A 22,289-nucleotide genomic window follows, 5' to 3' on the forward strand; every position below is an offset into this window, starting at 1 on the left:
CACGCTCCTATGCGCGGTCTCGTTCGATCGGACAGGTCATGCAGCGGGGACCGCCCCGTCCCCTGCCCAGTTCGCCCCCCTCGATCGTGATCACCTCGATGCCGTGCCTGCGCAGGTTGGTGTTGGTGGCCACGTTCCGCTCGTATCCGACGATCACGCCCGGCTCGACGGCCAGGAAGTTGTTGCCGTCGTCCCACTGCTCGTGCTGGGCCGCGCGCAGGTCCTCGTCGGTGCGCAGGACGGTGACCCGGTCCACGTCCAGGGTCTCGGCGATGGTGTCGAACAGGTCGGCGTTGGGCAACACGCGCAGCCGTTCCGGGCGGTCGGGGTCCTCCGAGGGCAGCACGGTCCACGACCGCAGCGGCTCGGCGAGGTACGGATACATCACGAACGTGGTCAGGTCGATCATCGTGAGCACCGTGTCGAGGTGCATCATGGCCCGCGAGTGCGGCAGCTCGATGGCGATGACCTTGACCGCGGCCTTCCCGGCGAACAGCGCGCGAGCCAGGTTCTCCACCCCCATCGGGGTGGTCCGCTCCCCCAGGCCCACCATCACGGCCCCGTTGCCGAGCACGTGGATGTCGCCGCCTTCGAGGGTGGCGGGCTGGTGCCGCTCCTCGTCACCGCCGTACCAGATGGGGAAGTACTCCCGGAGGAACATGGGGTGGAACTCGTAGATCGCGGCGCTGTGCACGGACTCGCGTTCCCTGGCCTGCCTGGCCATCGGGTTGATGCTGACCCCGTTGTAGATCCACGCGGAGTTGTCCCGCTGGAACAGGTGGTTGGGCAGCGGCGCGAGCAGGAAGTCGTCGGCGCTGATCAGCTCCCATCGCAGGCTGCTGGGACTTATCTGGCGCAGGTCGGCCTTGAGCACGCCGCCGATCAGCAGTTCGGCCAGGCGGTCGCCGGGCACGTCCTCGGCCAGCCCGCGCAGCGGCTCGACCAGGGTGGGTCCGACGGTGTCGTCGGTCAGCACGCGGTCGAGCACCCAGTCCCTGGCGACCGGGTTCTCCAGCACGTCGGCCAGCAGCCGTTCGAAGTAGTGCACCCGTACCCCGCGGTCGCGCAGGACCTGGGCGAACGCGTCGTGCTCCTCGCGCGCCCGTTTGCCCCACAGGATGTCGTCGAAGAGGAGCTCGCCGGTGTTGTCCGGGCTGAGCCTGGCCAGTTCGAGTCCCGGCCGGTGCAGGATCACCTGGCGCAGCCGGCCGACTTCCGAGTCAACGTGGAAGGTCATGGACGTCGTCTCCCTGGGTTGAGTGGGTACGGGGGTACGGGTCCGGGATCGGTCATGCGGGTGCGGGTCCGCAGGTAGACCGGCACGCCGAGCAGGAACGCGGCGCCGGCCATCAGATACGGGCCCCACACGAGGTACCACTCGCTCTCGCCGGTGTTCCGCGAGTACCAGATGAACAGCGCGGAGAAGACCAGCGCGAGCAGGGCCACCGTCAGGTCGCGCAGCAGTCTCGGCGTGTGCGTCCTGCGGCCGTCGCGCACGCGCCACTTGAGCTGCGCCAGCGCCGACAGGCCGTACGGGATGGCCGAGGTGATGCCGGTCATCAGCACCAGGGTGTTGAACACCGTCGCCCCGCCCGCGCCCATGAAGCTGACCACCATGGCCACCGAGGCGAACGCGGTGGAGGCGATGATCCCCGCAGCGGGCACGCCGCGCGAGGAGAGCCTGCCGAAGCTCGCCGGGAACAGGCCGTCGCGGGCCGCGGCCAGCGGCATCTCCGCGCAGATCATCGTCCAGCCGTTCAGCGCGCCGAACCCGGACACGATGACGGCCAGCGCCACCAGGTCACCGGCCCATGACCCGCCGCCCGCCATGGCGTTGGCCGCCACCGTGTAGGACGCCTTGTTGGCCTCTTCGGCGAGATCGGCCGTGGGCACCACGCCGAACACGGCGATCAGCGAAAGCAGGTAGACGACGGCGCTGGCGAGCGTGCCGGTCAGCGTGGCGCGCGGGATGTTGCGCACCGGGTCGCGCACCTTGGCGGCGGCCACCGCCGCCGTCTCCACGCCCAGGTAGCTGAACAGGGCGATGGCCATCGCCCCGCCGATCGCCGCCAGGTCGCTCTGCCCGCTGACGTTCCACGGCCGGAAGTTGGCCGAATCGGCGAACAGCAGCCCGACGGTGGAAATGATCGCCAGCGGGACGAATTTGATCACGGTGGTCCAGAATTGGACCATGCCGGTGTTCCGCACGCCCGACAGGTTGACGGCGGCGGGCACCCACAACCCGACCAGGGCGATCACGATCGACCAGCCGGCCAGGTGTCGCGCGTTGACGAAGTGCTCCACGTAGTAGACCCACCCGGTCACGATCGCGGCGTTGCCCGCCCAGGCGGTGATCCAGTACGACCACGCCCCGGTGAACCCGACGCCGTTGCCGAACGCGACCCGGGCGTAGGCGTACGGCCCGCCGTCGGCCGGCATCCGGCGCGACAGGGCCGCGAACATCAGGGCCAGGGCGACCGCGCCGACCGTCGTCACGGCCAGCGCGACGATGCTGATCGGGCCGAAGGCGGCCAGCGAGTACGGCATGTTGAAGATCCCGACCCCGATGACGCTTCCCACGATCAGCGCCGTGGCCTGCGTCAGGCCGAACATCCCGCGCGATTTCGCGCCGCCGCTGTCGTCGGCCTCCGCCATGGATCCCTCCAGTGCCGTGTAAGTGGTGATCACCACCATCGCGGCGCGTGCCCGGCGCCGCCTCCCCCCTCCCGGGTGACGTCCCGGCGCGGGGCGGGCCACCACACTCCAGGCCAGTGGCCATGGCCCAGTGGCCAAGGAGAGGAATTCGATGGCAACGCAGGAATCCACCGGCTTCCACGCGCTCCCGGTCTCCGGGGTGCTGAGAGCCTTCGACGTCGAGGCCGGCCGCGGCCTCGGCCAGGCCGAGATATCCGGACAGCGGGAGCGATACGGCCCCAACCGGTTCACCGAGAGCCACCGGGAGCCCGCCTGGCGCGCGCTCGTCCGCCAGTACGCCGACGCCATGCAGATCGTCCTGCTGGTCGCCGGCCTGGTCAGCCTGTGGCCGCTGCGGCAGTACGGCACCGCCGTGGTGCTGATCGCGCTGACCGTGCTGAACGCCTTCCTCGGGCTGCGTCAGGAGGGCAAGGCGGCGGCGGCCGTGGCCGCGCTGCAGAAGATGATGATCGTGAAGGCCAGGGTCCGGCGCGACGGCGTGCTGACCGAGGTCCCGGCCGAGGAGCTCGTCCCCGGCGACGTGGTCTCGGTCGAGGCGGGTGACCTGGTCCCGGCCGACGGCCGGATCATCAGGGCGGCCACCCTGGAGATCGGCGAGTCGGCCCTCACCGGGGAGAGCGCCCCCGTGTCCAAGGACCCCTGGGCCCGTCTCACCGAGGAGACCGCGCTCGGCGACCGGGTCACCATGGCGTTCATGAACACGAACGTCACCCGGGGCTCGGGCGAGCTGGTGGTGACGGCGACCGGCATGGCCACCGAGGTGGGTCACATCTCCGGCCTGCTGCGCGCGCAGGACGACACCGACACTCCGCTGACCAGGCAGCTCGCCAAGCTGACCACCCAGATCCTGGTGATCGCGGGCTTCGCCCTGGCCCTTTCCATGTCGTTCAACCTGGCGCGGGGCAACGGCTTCGCGGAGGTCTTCACCGCGTCGGTGGCCTTCGCCGTCGCGGCGATCCCGACCGGCCTGCCCGCGGTGGTGACCACCATCCTGTCGATGGGCACCCAGGCGCTGGCCAGGGCCAACGCGATCGTCAAGCGGCTGCGCTCCACCGAGACCCTCGGCTGCACCTCGGCGATCAACTCCGACAAGACCGGGACGCTGACGCTGAACCAGATGACCGCCGTGGAGATGAGCCTGCCCGGCCTGCGGTACACCGTGTCCGGCTCCGGCTACTCCACCGACGGGCAGATCAGGGGCGTCGGCGGGCAGCCGGGCGTGGCGCTGGAGCCGTTCCTGCTGCCGATGGCGCTGGCCTGCGACGCGGAGGTGGACGACGGGGAACTGGTCGGCGATCCGACCGAGGGGGCGCTGGTCGTGCTGGCCGAGAAGGGCGGGCTGGACGCCCGCGCCACGCGCCGCCGCTACCCGCGCCTGGCGGAGGTGCCGTTCGACGCGGCGTACAAGCTCATGGCGACATTTCACAAGATGACGGATGAGTCGGGCCGGGAGGTCGTCCGCTGCCTGGTCAAGGGCGCGCCCGACCAGTTACTGGCCCGCGCCTCCACCGCGCTGGCCCCCGGACGGGACCCGCTGACCGTGGACGAGGAGTTCAAGGAGCGCTTCCTGGCCGAGAACCGGCGACTGGCCGGGCAGGGCCTGCGGGTCATGGCGACCGCGCGCAAGGACTTCGACCCCGAGGAGTTCGACCCCGTCCCCGACCTGCTCCCGCAGGTGGAGGGCCTGACCCTGCTCACCCTCGTCGGGATCGTGGACCCGCCCAGGCCGCAGGCCAAGGCGGCGATCGCCAAGGCCCGTGCGGCCGGCGTCCAGGTCCGCATGATCACCGGCGACCACGCCGCCACCGCCGAGGCCATCGCCGGCCGTCTCGGGATCCCCGGCCGGACCATCACCGGCGCCGACTTCGGGGCCATGGACGACGAGACCGCGGCGCGGGAGATCGACGACATCGGGGTCATCGCCCGGGTGACCCCCGAGCACAAGGTCCGCCTGGTGGAGGTGCTGCGCGGCAAGGGACACGTCGTGGCGATGACCGGCGACGGGGTGAACGACGCCCCGGCGCTCAAGCGGGCCGACATCGGCATCGCGATGGGCATCACCGGCACGGAGGTCTCCAAGGAGGCCGCCGCGATGATCCTCACCGACGATGACTTCTCCACGATCGTCCGGGCGGTGGAGATGGGGCGGGGGCTCTACGACAACTTGAAGAAGTACATCCGTTTCCAGATCGGCACGCTGATCGGCTTCATCGCCACGTTCCTCGGGGCGAGCGCGTTCAACATCGCGGGCGGTGTTCCGCTGCTGCCGCTGCAGACCCTCTGGGTGAACTTCACCGTCCAGATCTCGCAGGCCGTCGGGCTCGGCTACTCGCCGCCCGCGGATGACCTGATGCGCCGCACGCCGCGGCGCGCGGACGAGCCGATCCTGGACCGGAGGCTGCTCACCCGGCTCGGCGTCGCCGGGCTGATCCTGGGCCTGGGCACCCTCGGCGTGGTCGGCTGGGCCGAGCCCGCCTACGGCCAGGAGGCGGCCAGGACGATGGGCCTGACCACGTTCTCGCTGTTCAACCTGTTCTTCTCGATCACCACCAGGGACGACACCCGCTCTGTCTTCAGCCGGGGCGACCGGGCCGGACGGCCGTTCCTCATCGCCTGCGCCGCTTCGGTGGCGGCGATCGTCATGGGCACCGAACTCGACCTGCTGCACCGGCTGCTCGGCACGACCGATCTGTCGCTTGGGCAGTGGGCCGTCTGCCTGGTGGTGGGGCTGGCCATCATCCCCGTCTCCGAGGCCCGCAAGGCGCTGCTGCGCCGGCGCGCCGCCGTGACGGCCTGAGGCGGACCAGGGGGCGGCGGCGATCTCGGCACCGCCGCCCGGCGGTCAGGAGACGCCTCGGCCGCCCCCGCGGCGCCGATCCCCCGCGTCCTCCTCCAGCTCCACGATGATCTCCGCCCATCTGACCGGGTTCACCCATACCCCGGCGTCGTGCGCCCCGGTGACGGTGGAACCGGTGCGGCGGGTCCGCCAGGGGTCGATGACGCATCGGTAGAGCCACCAGAAAATCGCACCGACCACGATCAGCTCGATGAGAACTCCCACATCGCCTCCCTTTTCGAATCAGGCGTTGGAAGTATTCGGGCCGGGCGCGGGTGTTGATATCACCCGTCAGGGATGAGACCGGCGGGCACGCGCGAGGAGCGGACGACCGGTCACCCTCCGCGGATGATGCGTCTCCCCTTCCACTCTCGGTGGTCTGTCCCATGACCACAGGTAACTGGAAGGAGCGTCAATGTCATATCCGGTACGGTTCGGCACCGCCTTCACCACGACCTGGGAACGCCACGCCATCGCCATCAAGGGCCTGGTCACCATGTTGCTCGGTGTGGTCTTCCTGGCCTGGCCCCCGGAAAGGGCAGGTGAACTCTCGGCGCTGTTCGGCGTTCTTTCGCTCGTCCTGGCCGCTTCCGACATCGCCAGGGCTGTGCTCGCCCGACATGCCGAGGCCGAAGTGCGTCTGCTGTTCCTGCTGCTGGGGCTGCTGCTGGCCGGGGCGGGCGTGCTCGGCCTGCGCGACGAGCTGGGCACGGCCGGGGTGCTGTCCATCATGTTCGGCATGACCTGGCTGCTCACCGGGCTGGCCGATCTCGTCGATCTGGTGATGGGCCCCTTTCGGTCGGGACGGGGGCCGGGAATGGCGCTGGCGGTCGTGACCGCACTCGCGGGCATGTCCGCGCTCGTCCCTTCCTCGCGGTCTTTGCCGACGCTCTCCTTGGCGGGCGGTTTCTGGTTGGTCGCGTGGGGCGGGCTCACCGCCATCCTCGCGTCGTCGGCCCATTCGGCTTCCCAGTGGCATAGATGAAATACCTCCGTCGCGGCAACCCCGGCTATAGGCATTCAAATGCGCGGGCGGAGGCCCGTCCGATTGACGCTCCCCTCCAGGTCAGCGAGACTCCATCTCGACGATCATCAACGTGGACGGAGTGAAGATGCGCAGTTGGATCCGCCAGGCATTCCGTAGAAGAAATGCTGGCATTCGCTCCTCACCGGAATTTATCTTCCCGATAAGGGAGAAGACGCGGATCCCTGAGCCGCGTATGGAGTGGGTCCGGAGACCGGCCCTTACCCGAGCATTGACCGCAGCCCGAGATGCCCGTCTAGTAGTCATTTGTGCACCCGCTGGATTCGGAAAGACGGCGGCAGTATCGGCATGGTCCGCCGCGGCCGAGGAGACCCGGCCGTTCGCCTGGGCGTCGCTCGACGAGCACGACAACACCCCGGCCGCCTTATGGCCGACCATCGTGGCGGCACTGGACGGAGTGATCCCCGGCCTGGCGGGCCAGCGGGCCGACCTCGGGCACCAAGATGTGGAGGGCGTGGTCCTGCCGCGCCTGCTGAACGCGATCGCGGCACGGCCGGAGCCCGCGGTCCTGGTGCTCGACGACTTCCATGTGATCCAGGACCAGGAGTGCCGCAGGCAGGTCGAGACGCTGGTGGACCGCCTGCCCCCGACCTTCCAGCTCGTCGTGATCAGCCGGGCCGTCCCCGCGCTGCCCCTCACCCGCTATCGGGCCTCGGGCGACAGCCTGGAACTGGGCATGGCCGACCTGCGCTTCACCAGGGAGGAGGCCACCCGCCTGGTGCGCCGGATCGCGGGGGTCCACCTGCGCGAGGCCGACGTGCGCGACCTGATCGCCCGCACCGAGGGCTGGCCCGCCGCCATCTCACTGGCGGCGGGCGCGCTGCGCACGGCGGCGGACCCGGCGGCGTTCGTCGCCGACTTCACCGGCACCCACCGGCTGGTGCTCGACTACCTGTCGGAGGAGGTGCTGAGCCGCGTCCCCGCCGCCACGCGCACCTTCTTGACCCGGGTGTCCACGCTCGGCTCCTTCACCGCGCCGCTCTGCGACGAGGTCGCCGAGACGACGGACGCGGCGGAAGTGCTGGGCGAACTCGAACGCGCCAACCTCTTCCTGGTCCCGCTGGACGACCACCGCCGCTGGTACCGCTTCCACCGGCTGTTCGGCGAGGCGCTGCGCGGCGAGCTGGCCCGCACCGAGCCGGGGGCCGTCCCGGCGCTGCACCTGCGGGCGAGCGGCTGGCTGTCCACGCGGGGGCTGGTCGACGAGGCCATCGGGCACGCCCTGGCGGCAGACCGCGCCGACCTGGCCGCCGGCCTGTTCGCGGCGCGCTGGGGAGAGTACATCGACTCCGGCCGGCTGCTGACCGTGCGCGGCTGGATGGAGCTGATCGGCGCCCAGCGGATCGGCGGAGATCCGAGGATCTCCGTGTGCGCCGCCTGGATCGCGGCGCTGTCCGGCGACCGTCCGGGCACCCGGCACTGGCTCGACGTGGCCGAGGCCCTGCCGTACGACGGCCCGCTGCCGGACGGCTCACCCTCGGCCCGGTTCGCGCTGAGCCTGCTGCGGGCGTTCTTCGGCTTCGACGGCGTGCCGGCCATGGTCGCGGCGGCCGAGACGGCGGCCCGGCTGGAACCCGACCCCCTGGGGGCCTGGTACGCGGGCGCGCGGTTCACCCTCGGCTACTCCCGCTACCTCACCGGCGACCTGGAGGCCGCCATCGAGCCGCTGGAGGAGGCCGCGCAGCACACCACGACCGTGCCCGCCTTCCGGACGCTCGCGACGTCCGTGCTGTCCCTCGTGCTGGGAGCGCTCGGCCGTACCACCCAGGCCGCGCAGCTCGCCAGGACGGCCTACCGGCTGGTCGAGACCAGGGGCCTGCCCGAGTCGGGAACCGCCGCGCTCGCCGACGCCGCGTGGGGCGCGGCGCTCGCCAGGGAGGGACGGCACGCCGAGGCCAGACTGGTGCTCGAACCCGCGCTGGCCCTGCGGCTGACGGTCGTCGGCCTCTCGGCCTGGCCGACGCTGATCCTGCTCATCGTGCTCGCCGACAGCGCGCTCGGCTCGGGAGACGCCGAAACCGCGCGGGCCTTCCTCGGCCAGGCGCGCGATCTGGTGGCGACGGAACGCGACTGCGGCGAGTACATCCGCACCCGGCTGACCCAGTTGCGCGTCCGGCTGCCGGAGACACCCGCCGCGAGCGGGGCGGCCGAGCCGCTGACCCAGCGCGAGCAGGCCGTGCTCCGGCTGCTGCGGGGCGACTCCTCGCTGCGCGAGATCGGTCACCAGCTCTTCGTCTCGACGAACACCGTCAAGACGCACACCCGCAGCATCTATCGCAAGCTGGGCGCGACGTCCCGCGATCACGCGGTCCGCCGCGCCCGTGAGCTGGGCCTGCTGTAGGCCCACGAGCGACGGACGGGCGGTGCGGGCCCACTCCCATCGGTTCGGCCCGATCAGTACGGTCCCGTCAGCGCAGCCCGAATCAGAGCAGTCCCAGGTGACGCGCCCGGCGCACGGCCTCGCCCCGGCGCGTTACCGCCAGCTTCTGGTAGATGCTCTTGAGGTGCGTCTTGACGGTGTTGACCGAGACGTACATCTCCATCGCGATCTCCTTGGTGGTCAGCATCGTGGACAGATGGCGCAGCACGTCGAGTTCGCGCGCGCTGAGCCTGCCGAACACCGGCGGCTCCTGCCCCGCCTCGGCCGCCTCCGGCGCCTCCCGGGGCCGGGGCGCCCCGGCCTGCCTGACCAGCAAGGGATCGATGAACCTGCGATGCGGGCGCAGCAGCTCCTCGTCCCGGCGCAGCACCGGCAGCAGCCAGGGCCGCGCCATCGCGAAGGGCAGCCGCACCTGCTCGCGCTCGCCCAGCCGCAGCGCGCGGTCCAGCGAGCGCCGCCCGCGCGACCGGTCGTTCATCCGGTAGGCGAGGAAGGCGTCGAGCAGCCACGCCTCCACCCGGACGTCGATGGGGACCGCCGTGGCCTCGGTGAGCGCGGACCGGAGCGTGCGGGAGGCCGCGGCCACCTCGCCCCGGCCCAGCTCTCCCCTGGCGAGGGCCACCGCCGAGTCGGTCGAGCCGGTGCCGCCCGCCTGGTTGGCCGCCTCGATCGCGGCCTGCGGCACGTCACAGGCGGAGTACGCCTCGGCGGCCACCAGCCGCAGCCGCCGGTCCAGCCAGGGCATGCCCCCGGTGTGCTCCCGCGCCTCGTCAAGGATCCGCAGCGACTCCTCCGCCGCGCCGTCCGCGACCCCGGCCCGGGCCGCCACCAGTCCGTGCAGCGCCGACATCACGGCTTCCGGGCACTCCTGGAGAGCGCGGGACGCCCGGTCGAGCTCGGCGCGGACCTCGTCGAACCGGGAGCCCTCCAGCGCCACCCACGCGTGGGCCACGTGGACGGCCGCCACCCGGCGGCCGGCGGGCACGGCCGCGACCTCGGGCAGCCCGGACGCCCTGGCGACCAGCCCGGCGACCTGCCGGAACCGGCCGCGCAGCGCCTCGGTGACGGCGAGCGCGCCCAGGACGCGCCGCCGCTGGAAGTCGCCTCCCGCCTCGGCCACCGGGAGGGCGGCGCCGAGCGCGGCGGCGGCCTCGCTGAGCCGTCCGGCCCGCAGGTCCAGGCAGCCCCGCGCGTAGCGGACCAGTCCCTCGGCCTCGGGCCGTTCGTCGAGCGCCCCGCCGGGGAACAGCCCCAGCACCCGCTCGGCCTCACCGGCCAGTGCGCGGATCTCCTCGGCCGTCCGTGGCACCGGGCGGGTGAGGGCGATCAGCTTGGCGGTCAGCCGGGCGGGCGGCGCCTGGTCGCCGGGCATCCGCCCGAGCAGGCTCTCCGCGTGCGCCAGCCAGCGGGCGCAGACGTCGTCGTGCCCGCGAGCGAGCGCCACGGCGGCGGCCACCAGCGCCGGTTCCGGCTCCGTGGGCAGCGCGGCCTCGTCGGCGAAGACGCGGTTCGCGATCTCCTCCAGCAGGTCGGCCAGCGGCTCCCGCGCCGACAGGCCGAGGACCTGCCCGACGGCGAGCCCGTCCACGGCCAGCCAGGCGGCGTGCGCCCAGTGCCCGGCCCGGACCGCGTGGTGCACGGCCTCGGCCAGGCGCGCCCGGCGGCTGAACCACGCCGACGCGCGCAGGTGGGACTCGACCGCGCCCTCAGCGCTCTCTTGACGGTGCAGCAGGTTCAGCGCGGTCCCGAACACCTTGTGGTACCGGTACCAGCCGTGCCCGATCGGCAGCACGAAGCCGTTCTGCCGCAACAACGCCGGAAACCGGCGGGCCGCCTCCGGACCGGCCAGCTCGGCGGCCAGCTCGGCGTCGAACCGCTCCACCACGCTGGTGGCCAGCAGCAGCCGCCGCAGGTCGGCGGGCTGCGGATCGAGCACCTCCTCCGCCACGTAGCCGACCACGGCCGGGTCTTCGCCGCCGAACTTGCGGGCGAACGCCTCGGGGTCGGGCAGGCGCTCCATCGTCATGGCGGCCAGCCGGAGGCCGGCCGCCCAGCCTTCGGTGCGCTCCAGCAGCGACTGCACCGAGCGGGGCGAGAGTGACAGCTCGTGCTGGGCGAGGAGGGCCACGAGGTCACGTTCGCCGAGGGCGAGGTCGTCGCCCCCGATCTCGGTCAGTTCGCCGCCGAGGCGCAGGCGGCGCAGCGGCAGCGGCGGTTCCCTGCGCGCGATCAGGACGACGCGCAGCGCGGGGAAGGCCGCCCTGGCCAGCCGGACGATCTCGGCGGAGAACTCGTCTCTCCGCTTCGGCTGGAAGTCGTCCAGGACGAGCACCACGGGCTGCTCGCGGCCGGCCAGCGCGGCGGCCAGTTCGGGGCCGCGCACGCCGTCCGGGCCGCGCGGCTCGGGGCGGAGATCCTCCCCGCAGGCGCGCAGCAGCGCCTCGGTCACCAGCGGCCAGAATCGCCCGGGCGTGTGGTCGGCAGGGTCGAGAGAGACCCAGGCCACCGGCCCCGGCGGCCTGCCCGACAGGATCCAGGACGACACGCTGGTGGTCTTTCCCGCGCCCGGCGGCCCGGTGACCAGGGTCAGCGGCCCCCTGGTCCCCTTGCTGAGGCGGTCCAGCAGGCGGGTGCGCGGGATCACCGACGCCCCGCGCACCGGTACATCGATCTTGGTCATCGAAGCGGGTGGTTCTTCTACCGGCCGCGCTCGGGGCACGACTGGAGTCTGAATGAAACGACCGGACATGACCCATCCTTCCCGTCATATGGGTGTGAATCGGGCCCTCGCCACGTTCGTTCTCCCATCGGGACGGGTGAGGCCACATCATCCCTCTCGTTGATCTCACCCGGGTGAGGCGCGGGTGAGCGGGCTCACCCTCCTCGTGTGAAGCCTGGGATCAAAGTGACGGCAGAGCATCGTCTCTCCAAGCGTCAGCAGGGACTCCAACCCTGACGCGACCATCCAAGAGGCCCACATGCGAAGCACCCCGTGCGAACCCCTGCTCTTCGCGCTGCTCGCTCCCTGCGCGCTCGCGCTCTGGTACGGCGACGCCGCCGCCTCGGCCGCGCTGTCGGCCGTGGCCGCCACGCGGATCCTGCTCACCCTGGGCGTCGAGGCCCGGACCGGGCGCGCGCTGCGCGCCCTCGGGCTGTCGCCCACCGAGGACGCCCCGCCGCTCCGGGCCATGGAGGCCTTCCGCCGGGCGGGGCTGCTGACCATCCTCTCCGCCTCGGCCGCCTTACTGATGGCCGGGACGCTCGGCGGCCTCTCGCCGGGGTTCCGGCGCACCACGCTCGCCGTCCTCGTCATCGCCGCCGCGCCGGTGGAGCTGCCGGCCGTGGCCAGGGCGATCCTGGCCCGTACGGCGGGCCGGATGGCCGCGCGGGGCCTGGTCCCGCTGCGCCTGGCCACCGTGCCCGCGCTGGCCGCCTCCACCGTCCTGTGCACGCACCGGGCCGGGCTGCTCACCCAGAACCGGCCCTTCGTCACCACGATGGTGGCCGACGGCCTGATCTACGAGACCAGCGGCGGCGACAGCCCGCACGGCGGTGTCGGCGCGGCCGGGGCGCGCGTGTCGCTCGGCGACAACGCCGCACTGGACGCCTGCCTGCTGGCGGGCGTCGCCTGCAACGACGCCGTGGTGGCCGGAGACGGCCCGCGGCGGGTCACCGGCGACCCGCGCGAGAGGGCGCTGCTGACCGGCGCGGCCAAGCTCGGGCTGACCAAGGCCCCGCTACGGGTGACCACCCTGCCGTACACGGAGCGGCGGCGATTCATGGCGAGCCTGCACCGGCAGGACCCCCGAGAGCCCGGGACGATCTACGCCAGGGGGGCCGTGGAGCGGGTGCTCTACCTGTGCGCCGACGGGCTCGGCCGCGACGGGAGCACCGGCGAGCTCGACCGCGCCGCCGTGCTGGACCTCGCGCTGGCCATGGAGCGGCGCGGGCTCGACGTGCTGGCGTTCGCCACCGGGAGCGTCGCGCCGTCCGAGAGCACGCTCGCGGAGGACGCCCTGCCGCCGCTGACCTTCCTCGGCCTGCAGGCGGTGCACGACCCGGTGCGGCCGGAGGCGACGGAGATCCTGCGGGCCTGCCGCCGGGCGGGCGTCGCGGTGAAGCTGATCACCGAGTCGCCGCGCACCGTGGCGGCGGCGGGTGCGTCCTGGGTGGGCCTCGGCGACGAGCCGATCATGACCGGCGCGCGGGTGGCGGCGCTGTCCCCAGCCGTGCTCGCCCAGGCGGTGGGCGAGGCCACGGTGTTCTCCCGGCTACGGCCGGAGGAGAAGGTCACGCTCGTGCGGGCGCTCCAGGAGCAGGGGCACATCGTCACCCTGGTCGGCGGCGGCGAAGGGACGGCGGCGGCGCTGGCCCAGGCGGACACCGGAGTCGGCACCAGAATCGACACAGGAGTCGGCACGGGAATCGACACAGGAGTCGGCACGGGAATCGGCACCGGGTTCGACACCGGCGGGAGCGGTCACGCGCTGCTGCGCGCCGGCGGCGGGCTGGCCCCCGTCGTGGCCGCGATCGCGGCGGGACGCGGCGCGCTGCGGCTGCTCACCGGAACGGTGGCCGGTCTGCTCGCGCTGTGGGCGGCGACCGTCGCGGTCCTCCTGACGCTCGGCGCGCGGGGACTGCTCGGCTGACGCCACCGTTCCGGCGGCGGCCGGGCACCACGGCCGCCGCCGGAGCCGGAATCAGACGCCGAAGGAGAGGTCCTCCGCCGCCTGACGGTCATAGGAGCACAGCGCCCAGATCACGATCACGTCGATGGCGATCAGGAGCAGCGCCCAGAACGGGTAGTACGGAATGAAGAGGAACTGGGTCACCATGTTGATCGCCGCGAGCGTCACGCCGACGGCGCGGGCCCACGCCCGCCCGGCGAACACGAACACCCCGGCGACCGCGACGAGGGCGCCCAGCACCAGGTGCACCCAGCCCCACACGGCGAGATCCACCAGGAAGGGATACTCGGGCGGGCGAACGTAGAACCGGCTCTCCATCAGCGCGATCACACCCTGGAACACCTGGAACACGCCGACCAGCGTCATCATGACGCCGGAGAACAGCGCGACGCCGACGGCGAAGCCGCCGGGCCCGGCGTCCACCGGGTCCCGGGAGTACGCGGAGACTCGCTCTGACATCGGATCCTCCTGTTCAAAAGAGCAGGTCCTCGCTCCCCCACGGGCGAGGACCTGCGATGAGCACCAGGCGTCGTCTGTCAGTCGCCCCCCAATCCCGCCTCCGCGGCCTCCTGCCTGCCGTACACGCAGAGAGCCCAGATGACGAATACGTCGAGGGCGATGATCAGAATCGCCCAGACCGGGTAGTAAGGAATGAAGAAGAAGTTGGCGATCGCGCTCAGCACGGCGGCGGCGATGCCCACGATCCGGGCCCACAGGCGTCCGGAGAGCACCCCCCAGCCCGCCACGGCCACCACGATCCCGATGATCAGGTGGGTCCAGCCCCAGGCGGTCAGGTCGATCGCGTAGATGTAGTTCGGCGTGCGGAGATAGAACTGGTCGCCGATGACGGCCGCCAGCCCCTCCAAAGCCTGGAAGGAGCCGACCGTCACCATCAGGATGGCGGCGAAGAGCGCGAAGCCCACGCTCCAGCCCCGCTTGGCGTAGGGACGCGTCGTCACGCCGACACCCCCTCACCGGCCAGGGCCTCCTGGAGCCGCCGTTCGGTCTCGTCCGACAGCGACGACTTCAGCACGGTGCCGCCGAACCTGGCGAGCGCGGCCACCGCCTTGTCCGGCGTGACCTTCTCCACGACCAGGAACAGCGCGGACGTGCCCGGCTGGAGGAGCTCGCGGACCTGCCGCTGGAACTCGCGGTCGATCCCGGCCTTGTCCACCTTGCCCATCACCGCGCCCAGCCCCGCCCCGAGCGCCATGCCGAGGAAGGGGACGAAGAACAGCATGCCGAAGAGCAGGCCCCAGAACATCCCCCAGGTCGCGCCTCCCGCCACCGCGTGGTGGCTGGTGCTGACGTGAAACCTTCCGTCGTCGCTGCGGGTGATGACCGCCACGGCGTCGGGCTGGATGACCAGGTCATCGACGAGCCGCTGCACCTCGCGTTCGGCCATCGCGGCCGTGCTCTCGTCCGGATAGCCGATCGCTATCAGGTCTGCCATCGTTCCCTCTCTCTCCTCGGTGTCGCGTGGTCCCAGGACATCGGATCCGTGATGGGACCTCCTCACCCCAGACGGGTGAACGGCGGCACCGCCGGCACCGCCTGGGGGATCTCCGCGCCGCCCTCGACGCTCAGTCCCTTGCCACGCAGGAACGCGGAGGTCCTGGCGGTGGCGGCGACCATCTCCTCGGGCGCGACCCTCGTCGAGACCTCCAGCAGCCGGGGGTCCTCCGGGTAGTTCCACAGTTCGAGCGCGAGGCTGCGCGCCAGCTCGGCGGGCCGCAGCCCCAGTTCCAGGACCGGCACCGGCCCGAGCGCGGACAGCCTGTCGAGGGCCACCCCCTCGGGCGCGTGCGCGGCGAAGAACTCCCGCTGCCGCCAGGTGAACAGGCTGTGCACCGGCTCGTCGCCGCGCACCACGGCCTTGATCCGCGCGTTGCGCGGGCGGCTTCTGATCGCCCCCGAGCAGACGTATCCGCCGGGCATCGCCTCGACGCCGAAGTCGGCGTCGGCCGGCATCTCGCCCGGTGAGGCGGCGGTCAGTTTCATGATCGAGTCGCCGTCGCCGTCGCTGCCGCCGTCCCGGTCCTCGCGGGCGCAGACGGTCATGCCGTGCCGTTCGAGGGACATCTCGGAGGTGTCGAAGAAGTAGACCTGGCGGATCCCGGCGTCCAGCGGATCGACGTCCAGCATCGAGATCGCCGGCTCCCGCCGTCCTTCGCAGACGGCGAGCCGTAGCTCCACGCTGTCCATACCCTTGACCAGACCGGACAGTTCCCCGAGCCCGGCATGGCGATAGGCACCTGCCATACCTCGTCCTCCCTTTCATCACCCATGGCCGGAGGTGCGGCACGCATCCATGACCGCACCCCCGGCCCTGCCCCCCACGGGCTCCCCTCCCGTCCGGTCGCCGGCCGGGCCCCTTACCGAGCCGGCGACCGGACCATCCGCCGTCCCGCGACCGGGTGACCGCACACCCCGTCGCACCGGGAGTCACACCGCGGGCGGGGGCGTCCGGCCCGCCCGCGGCGATGGGACGGCGGGCGACGGCGGCGCGGGCCGGGTAGGCGTACCCGTTCCCCGCCGCCGGGCCATTCGTCTCCGGGTGGGGCGGAGTCACCGCCGGCCGGTCGTTCTCGTTCGTGTCCATCGGGACGTCCACCCCCTCTCCGTGTCACTGAGGAAATGGTGACGGCGCTCACCCCCTCCCCGGCTCACCCGCTGTGGGGGAGAACGCGAGAACCCGCCCGATCACGAGGATCGGACGGGTTCTCAGGTGAACGAGTGAGACGCCCGGGAAGCGGGACAGGCCCCCCGGGCGCCGGTCAGGAGCCCTCTGCGGGCAGCGTCAGCAGGTAGCCGGGAGGCCTGCGCACCGGCGCGGCCTGCTCGAACGCGTATCCGAGGGCGATCAGGTCCGGCTCGGAGAGCCGACCGCCGAAGAAGGTGACGCCCAACGGGAGGACCTTCTTGGCGTATCCGGCGGGAACGGTGATCGCCGGGTATCCGGCGACGGCCGAGGGTGTGGAGGAGCCGACGTACCCGGAGAGGTCGTCGCCCTTGTCAAGGTCGGTGACCCAGGCGCCCGCGTTGGTCGGCGCGAGCACCGCGTCGAGGCGTTCCGCCGCGATCACGGAGTCGATCGCCTGCCTGGACAGGGTGGTCGCCTTGGCCCGCAGCGCGCGGTACTCGGGGTCGTTCAGGTCGCCGCTGGTCGCCTGGGACTCCTCGAACAGTTCCTGCCCGAAGTGGCGCAGCTCGGTGGCGGCGTTGCGCCGGTTGAACTCGATCAGCCCGGCGAGGTCGCGCGGGTGGCGGCCGGGGGTCTTGGCCAGGTAGGCGTTCAGGTCGTGCTTGAACTCGGTCATCAGCGCGGGGAACTCCGCCGCGCCGATCTCGTCCATCCCGGCCATCTCGACGCCCTCGACCACGGTCGCGCCCCGGGCGCGGAGGGTGGCGACGGCGGCGTCCAGGGTCGCGAGCACCTCGCGGTCGCCCCCGGCGACCGAGCGCCAGACGCCGATCCGCTTGCCGGCCAGCGCGCGGGGACGCAGCGCCTTCAGGTAGTCGCGGTCGCCGCCGCGCACGGTGTCGGGGTCCTCGGGGTCGACGCCCTGGATGGCGGCCAGCACGGCGGCGGCGTCGGTGACGTTCCTGGTGATCGGCCCGGCGGTGTCCTGCCGCGCGGAGATCGGCACCACGCCGGTACGGCTGACCAGTCCGACCGTGGGCTTGATGCCGACCACGCCGTTGATGCCCGCAGGGCAGACGATCGAGCCGTCGGTCTCGGTGCCGACGGTCACCGCGGCCAGGCTCGCCGCGACGGCGACCGCCGAGCCGCTGCTCGACCCGCAGGGGTTGCGGTCCAGCACGTGCGGGTTGTTGGTCTGCCCGCCGACGGCGCTCCAGCCGCTGGTGGACGGGCTGCCCCGGAAGTTGGCCCACTCCGACAGGTTGGCCTTGCCGAGGATCACCGCGCCGGCCGCGCGCAGCCGGCGGACCAGGAAGGAGTCGCGGGCCGGGCGGGCGCCGCTCAGCGCCAGCGAGCCGGCGGTGGTGCGCAGCGCCCCGGCCGTGTCGATGTTGTCCTTGAGCAGGACCGGGATGCCCTCCAGGGGGCCGTGCGCGCCCCGGCGGCGGCGCTGGTCGCTGCGTCCGGCCTCCGCGAGCGCCGCCGGGTTGGTCTGCACGACCGCGTTCAGCAGCGGGTTCACCGCGCGGATGCGATCGAGGTAGAAGCGGGTGAGCGCCACGGAGTCGAGGCGCCCCCGGTCCATCGCGCGCTGCATGTCCAGGACGGTCGCGCGGTCCAGGTCCAGGCCACGCAGGACCGTGCCCGCCGGACGGGGGGCCGCGTCAGCCGTGATCACGGGCTGGGCCACGGATAACCCCGCGGTGAGCGCGAGTGCCGCGAGCAGTCGCACGGGATGCATGGGTCTCATGGGTGATGAGCGTAGCGTTATCGCTTTCGTTGGAAAATGTCTCAGCTTCCGCCTTTCTATCCGATTCCGGGAGTGAGTGCGCAGGCCCGTCTCAGGGCGGTGGCCAGGCCGGACGGCACGCCGGGGCCCGGCAGCACGGCGGCGAGGTGGCCGTCCGGCCGTACCACGTACACCGCGTCGAGCCCCGGCACCACGTGCGCCTCCACCGGGGCGTCCACGGCCGCCGAGGCGGCCTCGCCCAGCTCGGGCACCGCCTCTGGCGAGCCGGTGAGCAGCACGAACCCCGTGCCGAACCGGGCACGCGCCCGCCCTCCCCCGGCCAGCGGCAGGTCGGGGCAGATGACGCCGCCCACGGCGGGCCGGACCGCGCCCGCCTCGCGCGGGAAGTCGGGTCCGTGGGTGGGGGTGGTCAGCGGGGAGTCCAGGTACCAGTAGGGCTCGGCCAGCCGTCCCGAGTCGATGCGCGACCGCGCCGCCGGATCCGTCACCGCCGACTCCAGCGCCGCGGCCCGCCCTGCCCGCTCCTGTTCGCTGCCGGGCACCAGGAAGCGCATGGTGGCGCTGGTCACCCGGAGGTTCTCCAGGGCCGCCGCGCGGCGTTCGGCGTCGTAGGTGCCGAGCAGGCCGCCGGGGGCCCGGCCGTGCCGGACCAGGGCGATCTTCCAGGCCAGGTTGTCGGCGTCCTGCACACCCGAGTTGAGGCCGCGCGCCCCGAACGGCGCGTACAGGTGGGCGGCGTCTCCGGCCAGGAAGACCCGGCCGCGCGAGAAGCTCGGCGCCACCCGCTCGTGGAAGCGGTAAACGCTGAGCCACACGACCTCGTACGGCACGTCGCCCGCGACCTGCCGGATGCGCCGGTCGAGCGCCCCGGTCGAGCGCTCCCCTTCCAGGTCGTAACCCGCGGGCACCTGCCAGTCGATCCGCCACACCGAGTCCGGGCAGTGGTGCACGAGCACCTGGCGGCCCGGGTTCCACGGCGGGTCGAAGTAGAACCGGCGCTCGCTGGGGAACGGCAGGTCGGCGCGAATGTCGGCGATCAGGAAGCGGTCCTCGAAGGTGTGCCCCTCGGCGGTCAGCCCGATCAGCCCGCGCACCGCGGACCCTGCGCCGTCGCAGCCCACCAGGTGGGAGCCCCGGATCTCGCCCCCGCCGCGCACGTGCGCCACGACGTGGTCGCCGTGCTCGGTGAGGGCGGTCACCTCGTGGGACCGGCGGATCTCGATCAGCGGCTCGGCCTCGGCCCGCTCCCACAGGAAGCGCTCCACGCTCGCCTGGGAGATGTTGATCCACGGCGGGAACCCGGCGGAGGTCTCCGGGAACCGGGTGACGAACAGTTCGTGGGAGCGGTAGTAGGTGCGGCCGGTCGTCCAGGTGACGCCCTCGGCCACCATGGGGGCCGCGCACCCGACCCGGTCGAAGACCTCCAGCACGTCACGCTGGAAGCAGATGGCCTTCGAGCCCACCGGGTCGCGCTCGGCGCGGGACTCCAGCACCACGCTGGGAACGCCCCAGCGGGCCAGCAGCAGCGCCGCGGTCAGTCCGACCGGTCCCGCGCCCACGATCACGACGGGATCCATCGGATCACCCATGCAGTTCGTCCCAGACCTCGCGGTCCCGCTCGGCCGTCCAGATCCTGGGCCGCTCGATGCCGTCGAACTCGTCCCACAGCCGGGAGACGTTGAACGGCAGGCAGTGCTCGAAGATCGGCCAGCCGCCGTAGCGGGGCGCGAGCGCGCCGTGGACGGCGGTGAAGGCGTCCTTGAGCGTGCCGCCGCCCTGGTAGGCGCCGCCGACCTCGCGCCGCATGGTGGTGAGGAAGTCGCGGGTCTGTCCGATGGCCGCGCTCACCGCCGCCTCTCCCCTGGCCACCGCGCCACGGCCGCCGACCACGGCCTCGGCGCCGAGCGCCGCCACCGCGTCGAGGGTGCCGGTGGACCAGTCGGTGTGGAAGGCGTCGCCGGTGTAGAGCGCGGCCTGCGCCTCGACCAGGTCGCCCGCGAACAGGACGCGGCGCTCGGGCAGCCAGGCCACGATGTCGCCCTCGGTGTGCCCCCGGCCGCAATAGCGCAGTTCCAGGGAGCCGCGCGAGCCGAGGTCGATGGTGAACCTGTCGCTGAACGTCGCGGTGGGCCAGGTGAGCCCGGGGATCGACGCGGGCTCCTCGAACAGGCGCGGCATCCGGCCGTACTCGGAGTCCCAGTCCTCGCGCCCGCGCTCGGCGATCAGCGCGCGGGTGTTCTCGTGCGCCACGATCACGTCGGCGCCGAACGCGGACGCGCCCAGCACCCGGACCGCGTGGTAGTGCGACAGGACCAGATAGCGGATCGGCTTGTCGGTGTGCTCGCGCAGCTTGGCCAGCCAGCGGGCGGCGGCGACCGGCGTGGCCAGCGCCTCGAAGCAGACCAGGAAGTCGTCGGCCTCGATGGCGCCGACGTTGGGATCACCCTCGGCGGTCAGCGCGTAGACGCCGTCGTCGAGCACCTCCAGCGTCTGTTCCTTGGCCGCGAGATCGGCTGACGACGCGAACGGCTTCACGAGACCTCCTCGACAGGGAAGAACGACCTGGCCCGGATCCACTCCTGGGTCCTGTCGAAAGTCTCCCGTGTGTAGGGCAGGAACACTAGGCGCTCGCCCGGCCCGAAGGCCCGCTCGTCGGCCATGCCGTGCAGCCGCTCGGGCAGTTGGCGCAGGTGGTGGTGCGCGTAGCGCTGCGGTTCGAGGTCGATGTCCATCTGGGCCCTGCGCAGCGCGCGGAAGTACCTCTCGACGTCCTCGGGGTCGACGTCGTCGGAGAAGAAGAACCCGATCATGAAGGAGGCGTCGGCGATCCTGCGGAAGCCGTTCTGCTCAAGCAGGTACTGGCCGGGGCCCCAGATGAGCGCGGCGGGGGCGGTGCCTTCGAGCAGCGCGGTGAGCCGGTCGAGCGGCAGCCCGATGAAGTTCAGCTCGATCTCCTCCGGCCGCAGGAACGCCTCCAGCACCTGCTGGGCGGCGAAGTGGCTGCCGGAGTGGTAGCCGACGGCGACGGGCACGCCGGCCAGGTCGCCGGGCCTGTGCACCGGTGAGTCCTGGGCCACGTAGATGCCGGCCGGGGTGACGGAGTACGCCTTGTCGTACATCCGGCCGTGGCCCTGGGACTGCGCGTGGTTGACGGCCCAGTGGCAGGCGGAGCTGACGTCGCAGCTCCGGCCCTCGACGAAGCTCTCGAACGCCCCGCGCCGCCGCTGCGGCGGTACCTCGCGCACCGACGAGGCCGACCAGGACTCGGGCAGGCCGACCTCGAAGACGTAGTCGAGGCCCTCGTCGCGGAAGTAGCCCCGCTCCTCGGCCACCCACTCGTGGAGACGTCCGTGCGGTCTGATGACGAATGGCGCCATGACACATCCTTCCCTAAAGGGAAAACGATATGATGTTAATATAGATTTCGACGCCGAACGCGACAAGCCCCGTGCCGGAATCCGGCACGGGGCTTGTCGTTCGCGCAGGTCAGAGCAGCGGGGTCTCCGGATGCTCACGGCGCACGCTGCGGACGTGGTCGTCCATCAGCGTGCGGGCGCGCTCCTCGTCGCCGTCGGCGATGGCCTGGTAGATCTCCTCGTGGATCTTGACCACCCGGCGGGCACGCCGCTCGTTGGCCCGGGGCGCCATCTTCGGTTTCTGCACCGTGGTGAACGCGATGAGCGTGGCGTGCAGCGCCCGGTTGCCGGAGGCCTCGGCCACCGCGATGTGGAAGTCGAGGCTGCGCTCGGTGAAGGCCGCCGGGTCGCCGATCACCTCGTTGGCCGCCGTGATTGTCGCGGCGACCCGGCGCAACTGCTCGTCGGTGGCCTGCCTGGCGGCCATGCTGGCGGTCAGCGGCTCGATCGCGCACTGCGCCTCGATCACCTCGGTGAAGGTGACGCCCAGCAGATGGAGCTGCACGGCCAGCGCGTCGATGAACCGGTCCTGGTCGGCCTCGGCGATGCGCAGGCCGCCCCGCGCGCCCACCTTCACATCGACGATGCCGCGCGCCTCCAGCGTGCGGACGGCGTCGCGGATCGTGATGCGGGAGACCCCGAAGCGCTCGGCCAGCTCGGTCTCGGTGCCCAGCCAGTCACCCGGCTGTAGGCCGCCGAAGAAGGCCTCCCTGATCTGTTCGATCACCTCTTCGGACACCCGGGTTCCGCGAACCGGCCTCCATGTGGTCTCTTCCACCTCTTCACCCTCCCAGGCAGGCGATGGCCGGAGCGGG

17 protein-coding genes are annotated in these 22,289 nt (G+C 72.2%); 4 read left to right on the forward strand and 13 right to left on the reverse strand.

The annotated features are described in order from the left end of the window. Positions 1–7: 7 nt before the first annotated feature. Both P3X83_RS30305 and P3X83_RS30310 read right to left on the reverse strand, forming a co-directional pair. A complete protein-coding gene (locus P3X83_RS30305) occupies positions 8–1,237 on the reverse strand; it encodes an arginine deiminase (RefSeq protein ID WP_277308692.1) in 1,230 nt (409 codons plus the stop codon). After that, entirely contained in the window at positions 1,234–2,655 is a 1,422-nt protein-coding gene (locus P3X83_RS30310) for an amino acid permease (protein WP_277308693.1), read from the reverse strand. The genes P3X83_RS30305 and P3X83_RS30310 overlap by 4 nt, the downstream gene beginning before the upstream one ends. Positions 2,656–2,806: 151 nt before the next feature. On the opposite strand from P3X83_RS30310, the gene P3X83_RS30315 reads away from it, so the two are divergent. Beyond that, on the forward strand, positions 2,807–5,512 hold the full coding sequence (locus P3X83_RS30315; RefSeq protein ID WP_277308694.1) for an HAD-IC family P-type ATPase: 2,706 nt from the start codon (positions 2,807–2,809) through the stop codon (positions 5,510–5,512). Between the two features lie 45 nt (positions 5,513–5,557). Here the strand turns inward: P3X83_RS30315 and P3X83_RS30320 are convergent, their stop codons facing one another. Continuing rightward, positions 5,558–5,776: a hypothetical protein gene (locus P3X83_RS30320; protein WP_277308695.1), complete on the reverse strand. Its 219-nt coding sequence runs from the start codon at positions 5,774–5,776 to the stop codon at positions 5,558–5,560. A gap of 190 nt (positions 5,777–5,966) precedes the next feature. Here P3X83_RS30320 and P3X83_RS30325 point away from each other — a divergent pair, with 190 nt between their 5' ends. Then, positions 5,967–6,536 carry a DUF308 domain-containing protein gene (locus P3X83_RS30325; protein ID WP_277308696.1) on the forward strand — a complete coding sequence of 190 codons (570 nt, stop codon included), beginning with the start codon at positions 5,967–5,969 and terminating at the stop codon, positions 6,534–6,536. Between the two features lie 439 nt (positions 6,537–6,975). Continuing rightward, positions 6,976–8,937 (forward strand): LuxR C-terminal-related transcriptional regulator, encoded by a 1,962-nt coding sequence (locus P3X83_RS30330; protein WP_277308697.1) that lies wholly within the window; start codon positions 6,976–6,978, stop codon positions 8,935–8,937. 82 nt (positions 8,938–9,019) lie between these two features. Here the strand turns inward: P3X83_RS30330 and P3X83_RS30335 are convergent, their stop codons facing one another. Continuing rightward, positions 9,020–11,656 carry a LuxR C-terminal-related transcriptional regulator gene (locus P3X83_RS30335; RefSeq protein WP_277308698.1) on the reverse strand — a complete coding sequence of 879 codons (2,637 nt, stop codon included), beginning with the start codon at positions 11,654–11,656 and terminating at the stop codon, positions 9,020–9,022. A gap of 298 nt (positions 11,657–11,954) precedes the next feature. On the opposite strand from P3X83_RS30335, the gene P3X83_RS30340 reads away from it, so the two are divergent. After that, entirely contained in the window at positions 11,955–13,625 is a 1,671-nt protein-coding gene (locus P3X83_RS30340; protein ID WP_277308699.1) for an HAD family hydrolase, read from the forward strand. A gap of 51 nt (positions 13,626–13,676) precedes the next feature. Here P3X83_RS30340 and P3X83_RS30345 read toward each other — a convergent pair whose 3' ends face one another. The 9 genes from P3X83_RS30345 to P3X83_RS30385 all read right to left on the reverse strand — a co-directional run bounded on the left by P3X83_RS30345 (position 13,677) and on the right by P3X83_RS30385 (position 22,213). Further along, on the reverse strand, positions 13,677–14,123 hold the full coding sequence (locus tag P3X83_RS30345; RefSeq protein ID WP_277308700.1) for a hypothetical protein: 447 nt from the start codon (positions 14,121–14,123) through the stop codon (positions 13,677–13,679). A 77-nt stretch (positions 14,124–14,200) separates the two neighbouring features. Next, the gene (locus P3X83_RS30350) at positions 14,201–14,623 is read right to left on the reverse strand and encodes a hypothetical protein (RefSeq protein WP_277308701.1); all 423 of its coding nucleotides are present in this window, start codon (positions 14,621–14,623) and stop codon (positions 14,201–14,203) included. Beyond that, entirely contained in the window at positions 14,620–15,117 is a 498-nt protein-coding gene (locus tag P3X83_RS30355) for a DUF1269 domain-containing protein (protein WP_277308702.1), read from the reverse strand. The genes P3X83_RS30350 and P3X83_RS30355 overlap by 4 nt, the downstream gene beginning before the upstream one ends. A 62-nt stretch (positions 15,118–15,179) precedes the next feature. Beyond that, complete coding sequence (locus P3X83_RS30360; protein WP_277308703.1) at positions 15,180–15,926, reverse strand: hypothetical protein; 747 nt, start codon at positions 15,924–15,926, stop codon at positions 15,180–15,182. 515 nt (positions 15,927–16,441) lie between these two features. Continuing rightward, the gene (locus P3X83_RS30365) at positions 16,442–18,058 is read right to left on the reverse strand and encodes an amidase (protein ID WP_277308704.1); all 1,617 of its coding nucleotides are present in this window, start codon (positions 18,056–18,058) and stop codon (positions 16,442–16,444) included. A gap of 56 nt (positions 18,059–18,114) precedes the next feature. Then, complete coding sequence (locus P3X83_RS30370; RefSeq protein ID WP_277308705.1) at positions 18,115–19,635, reverse strand: FAD-dependent monooxygenase; 1,521 nt, start codon at positions 19,633–19,635, stop codon at positions 18,115–18,117. Positions 19,636–19,639: 4 nt separating this feature from the next. After that, entirely contained in the window at positions 19,640–20,593 is a 954-nt protein-coding gene (locus P3X83_RS30375; RefSeq protein ID WP_277308706.1) for an MBL fold metallo-hydrolase, read from the reverse strand. After that, on the reverse strand, positions 20,590–21,435 hold the full coding sequence (locus P3X83_RS30380) for a hypothetical protein (protein WP_277308707.1): 846 nt from the start codon (positions 21,433–21,435) through the stop codon (positions 20,590–20,592). The genes P3X83_RS30375 and P3X83_RS30380 overlap by 4 nt, the downstream gene beginning before the upstream one ends. A gap of 109 nt (positions 21,436–21,544) precedes the next feature. Then, positions 21,545–22,213 carry an FCD domain-containing protein gene (locus tag P3X83_RS30385; RefSeq protein WP_277308708.1) on the reverse strand — a complete coding sequence of 223 codons (669 nt, stop codon included), beginning with the start codon at positions 22,211–22,213 and terminating at the stop codon, positions 21,545–21,547. Between the last annotated feature and the right edge of the window lie 76 nt (positions 22,214–22,289).

It is taken from the genome of Spongiactinospora sp. TRM90649, assembly GCF_029382225.1.
GTDB lineage: Bacteria > Actinomycetota > Actinomycetes > Streptosporangiales > Streptosporangiaceae > Spongiactinospora.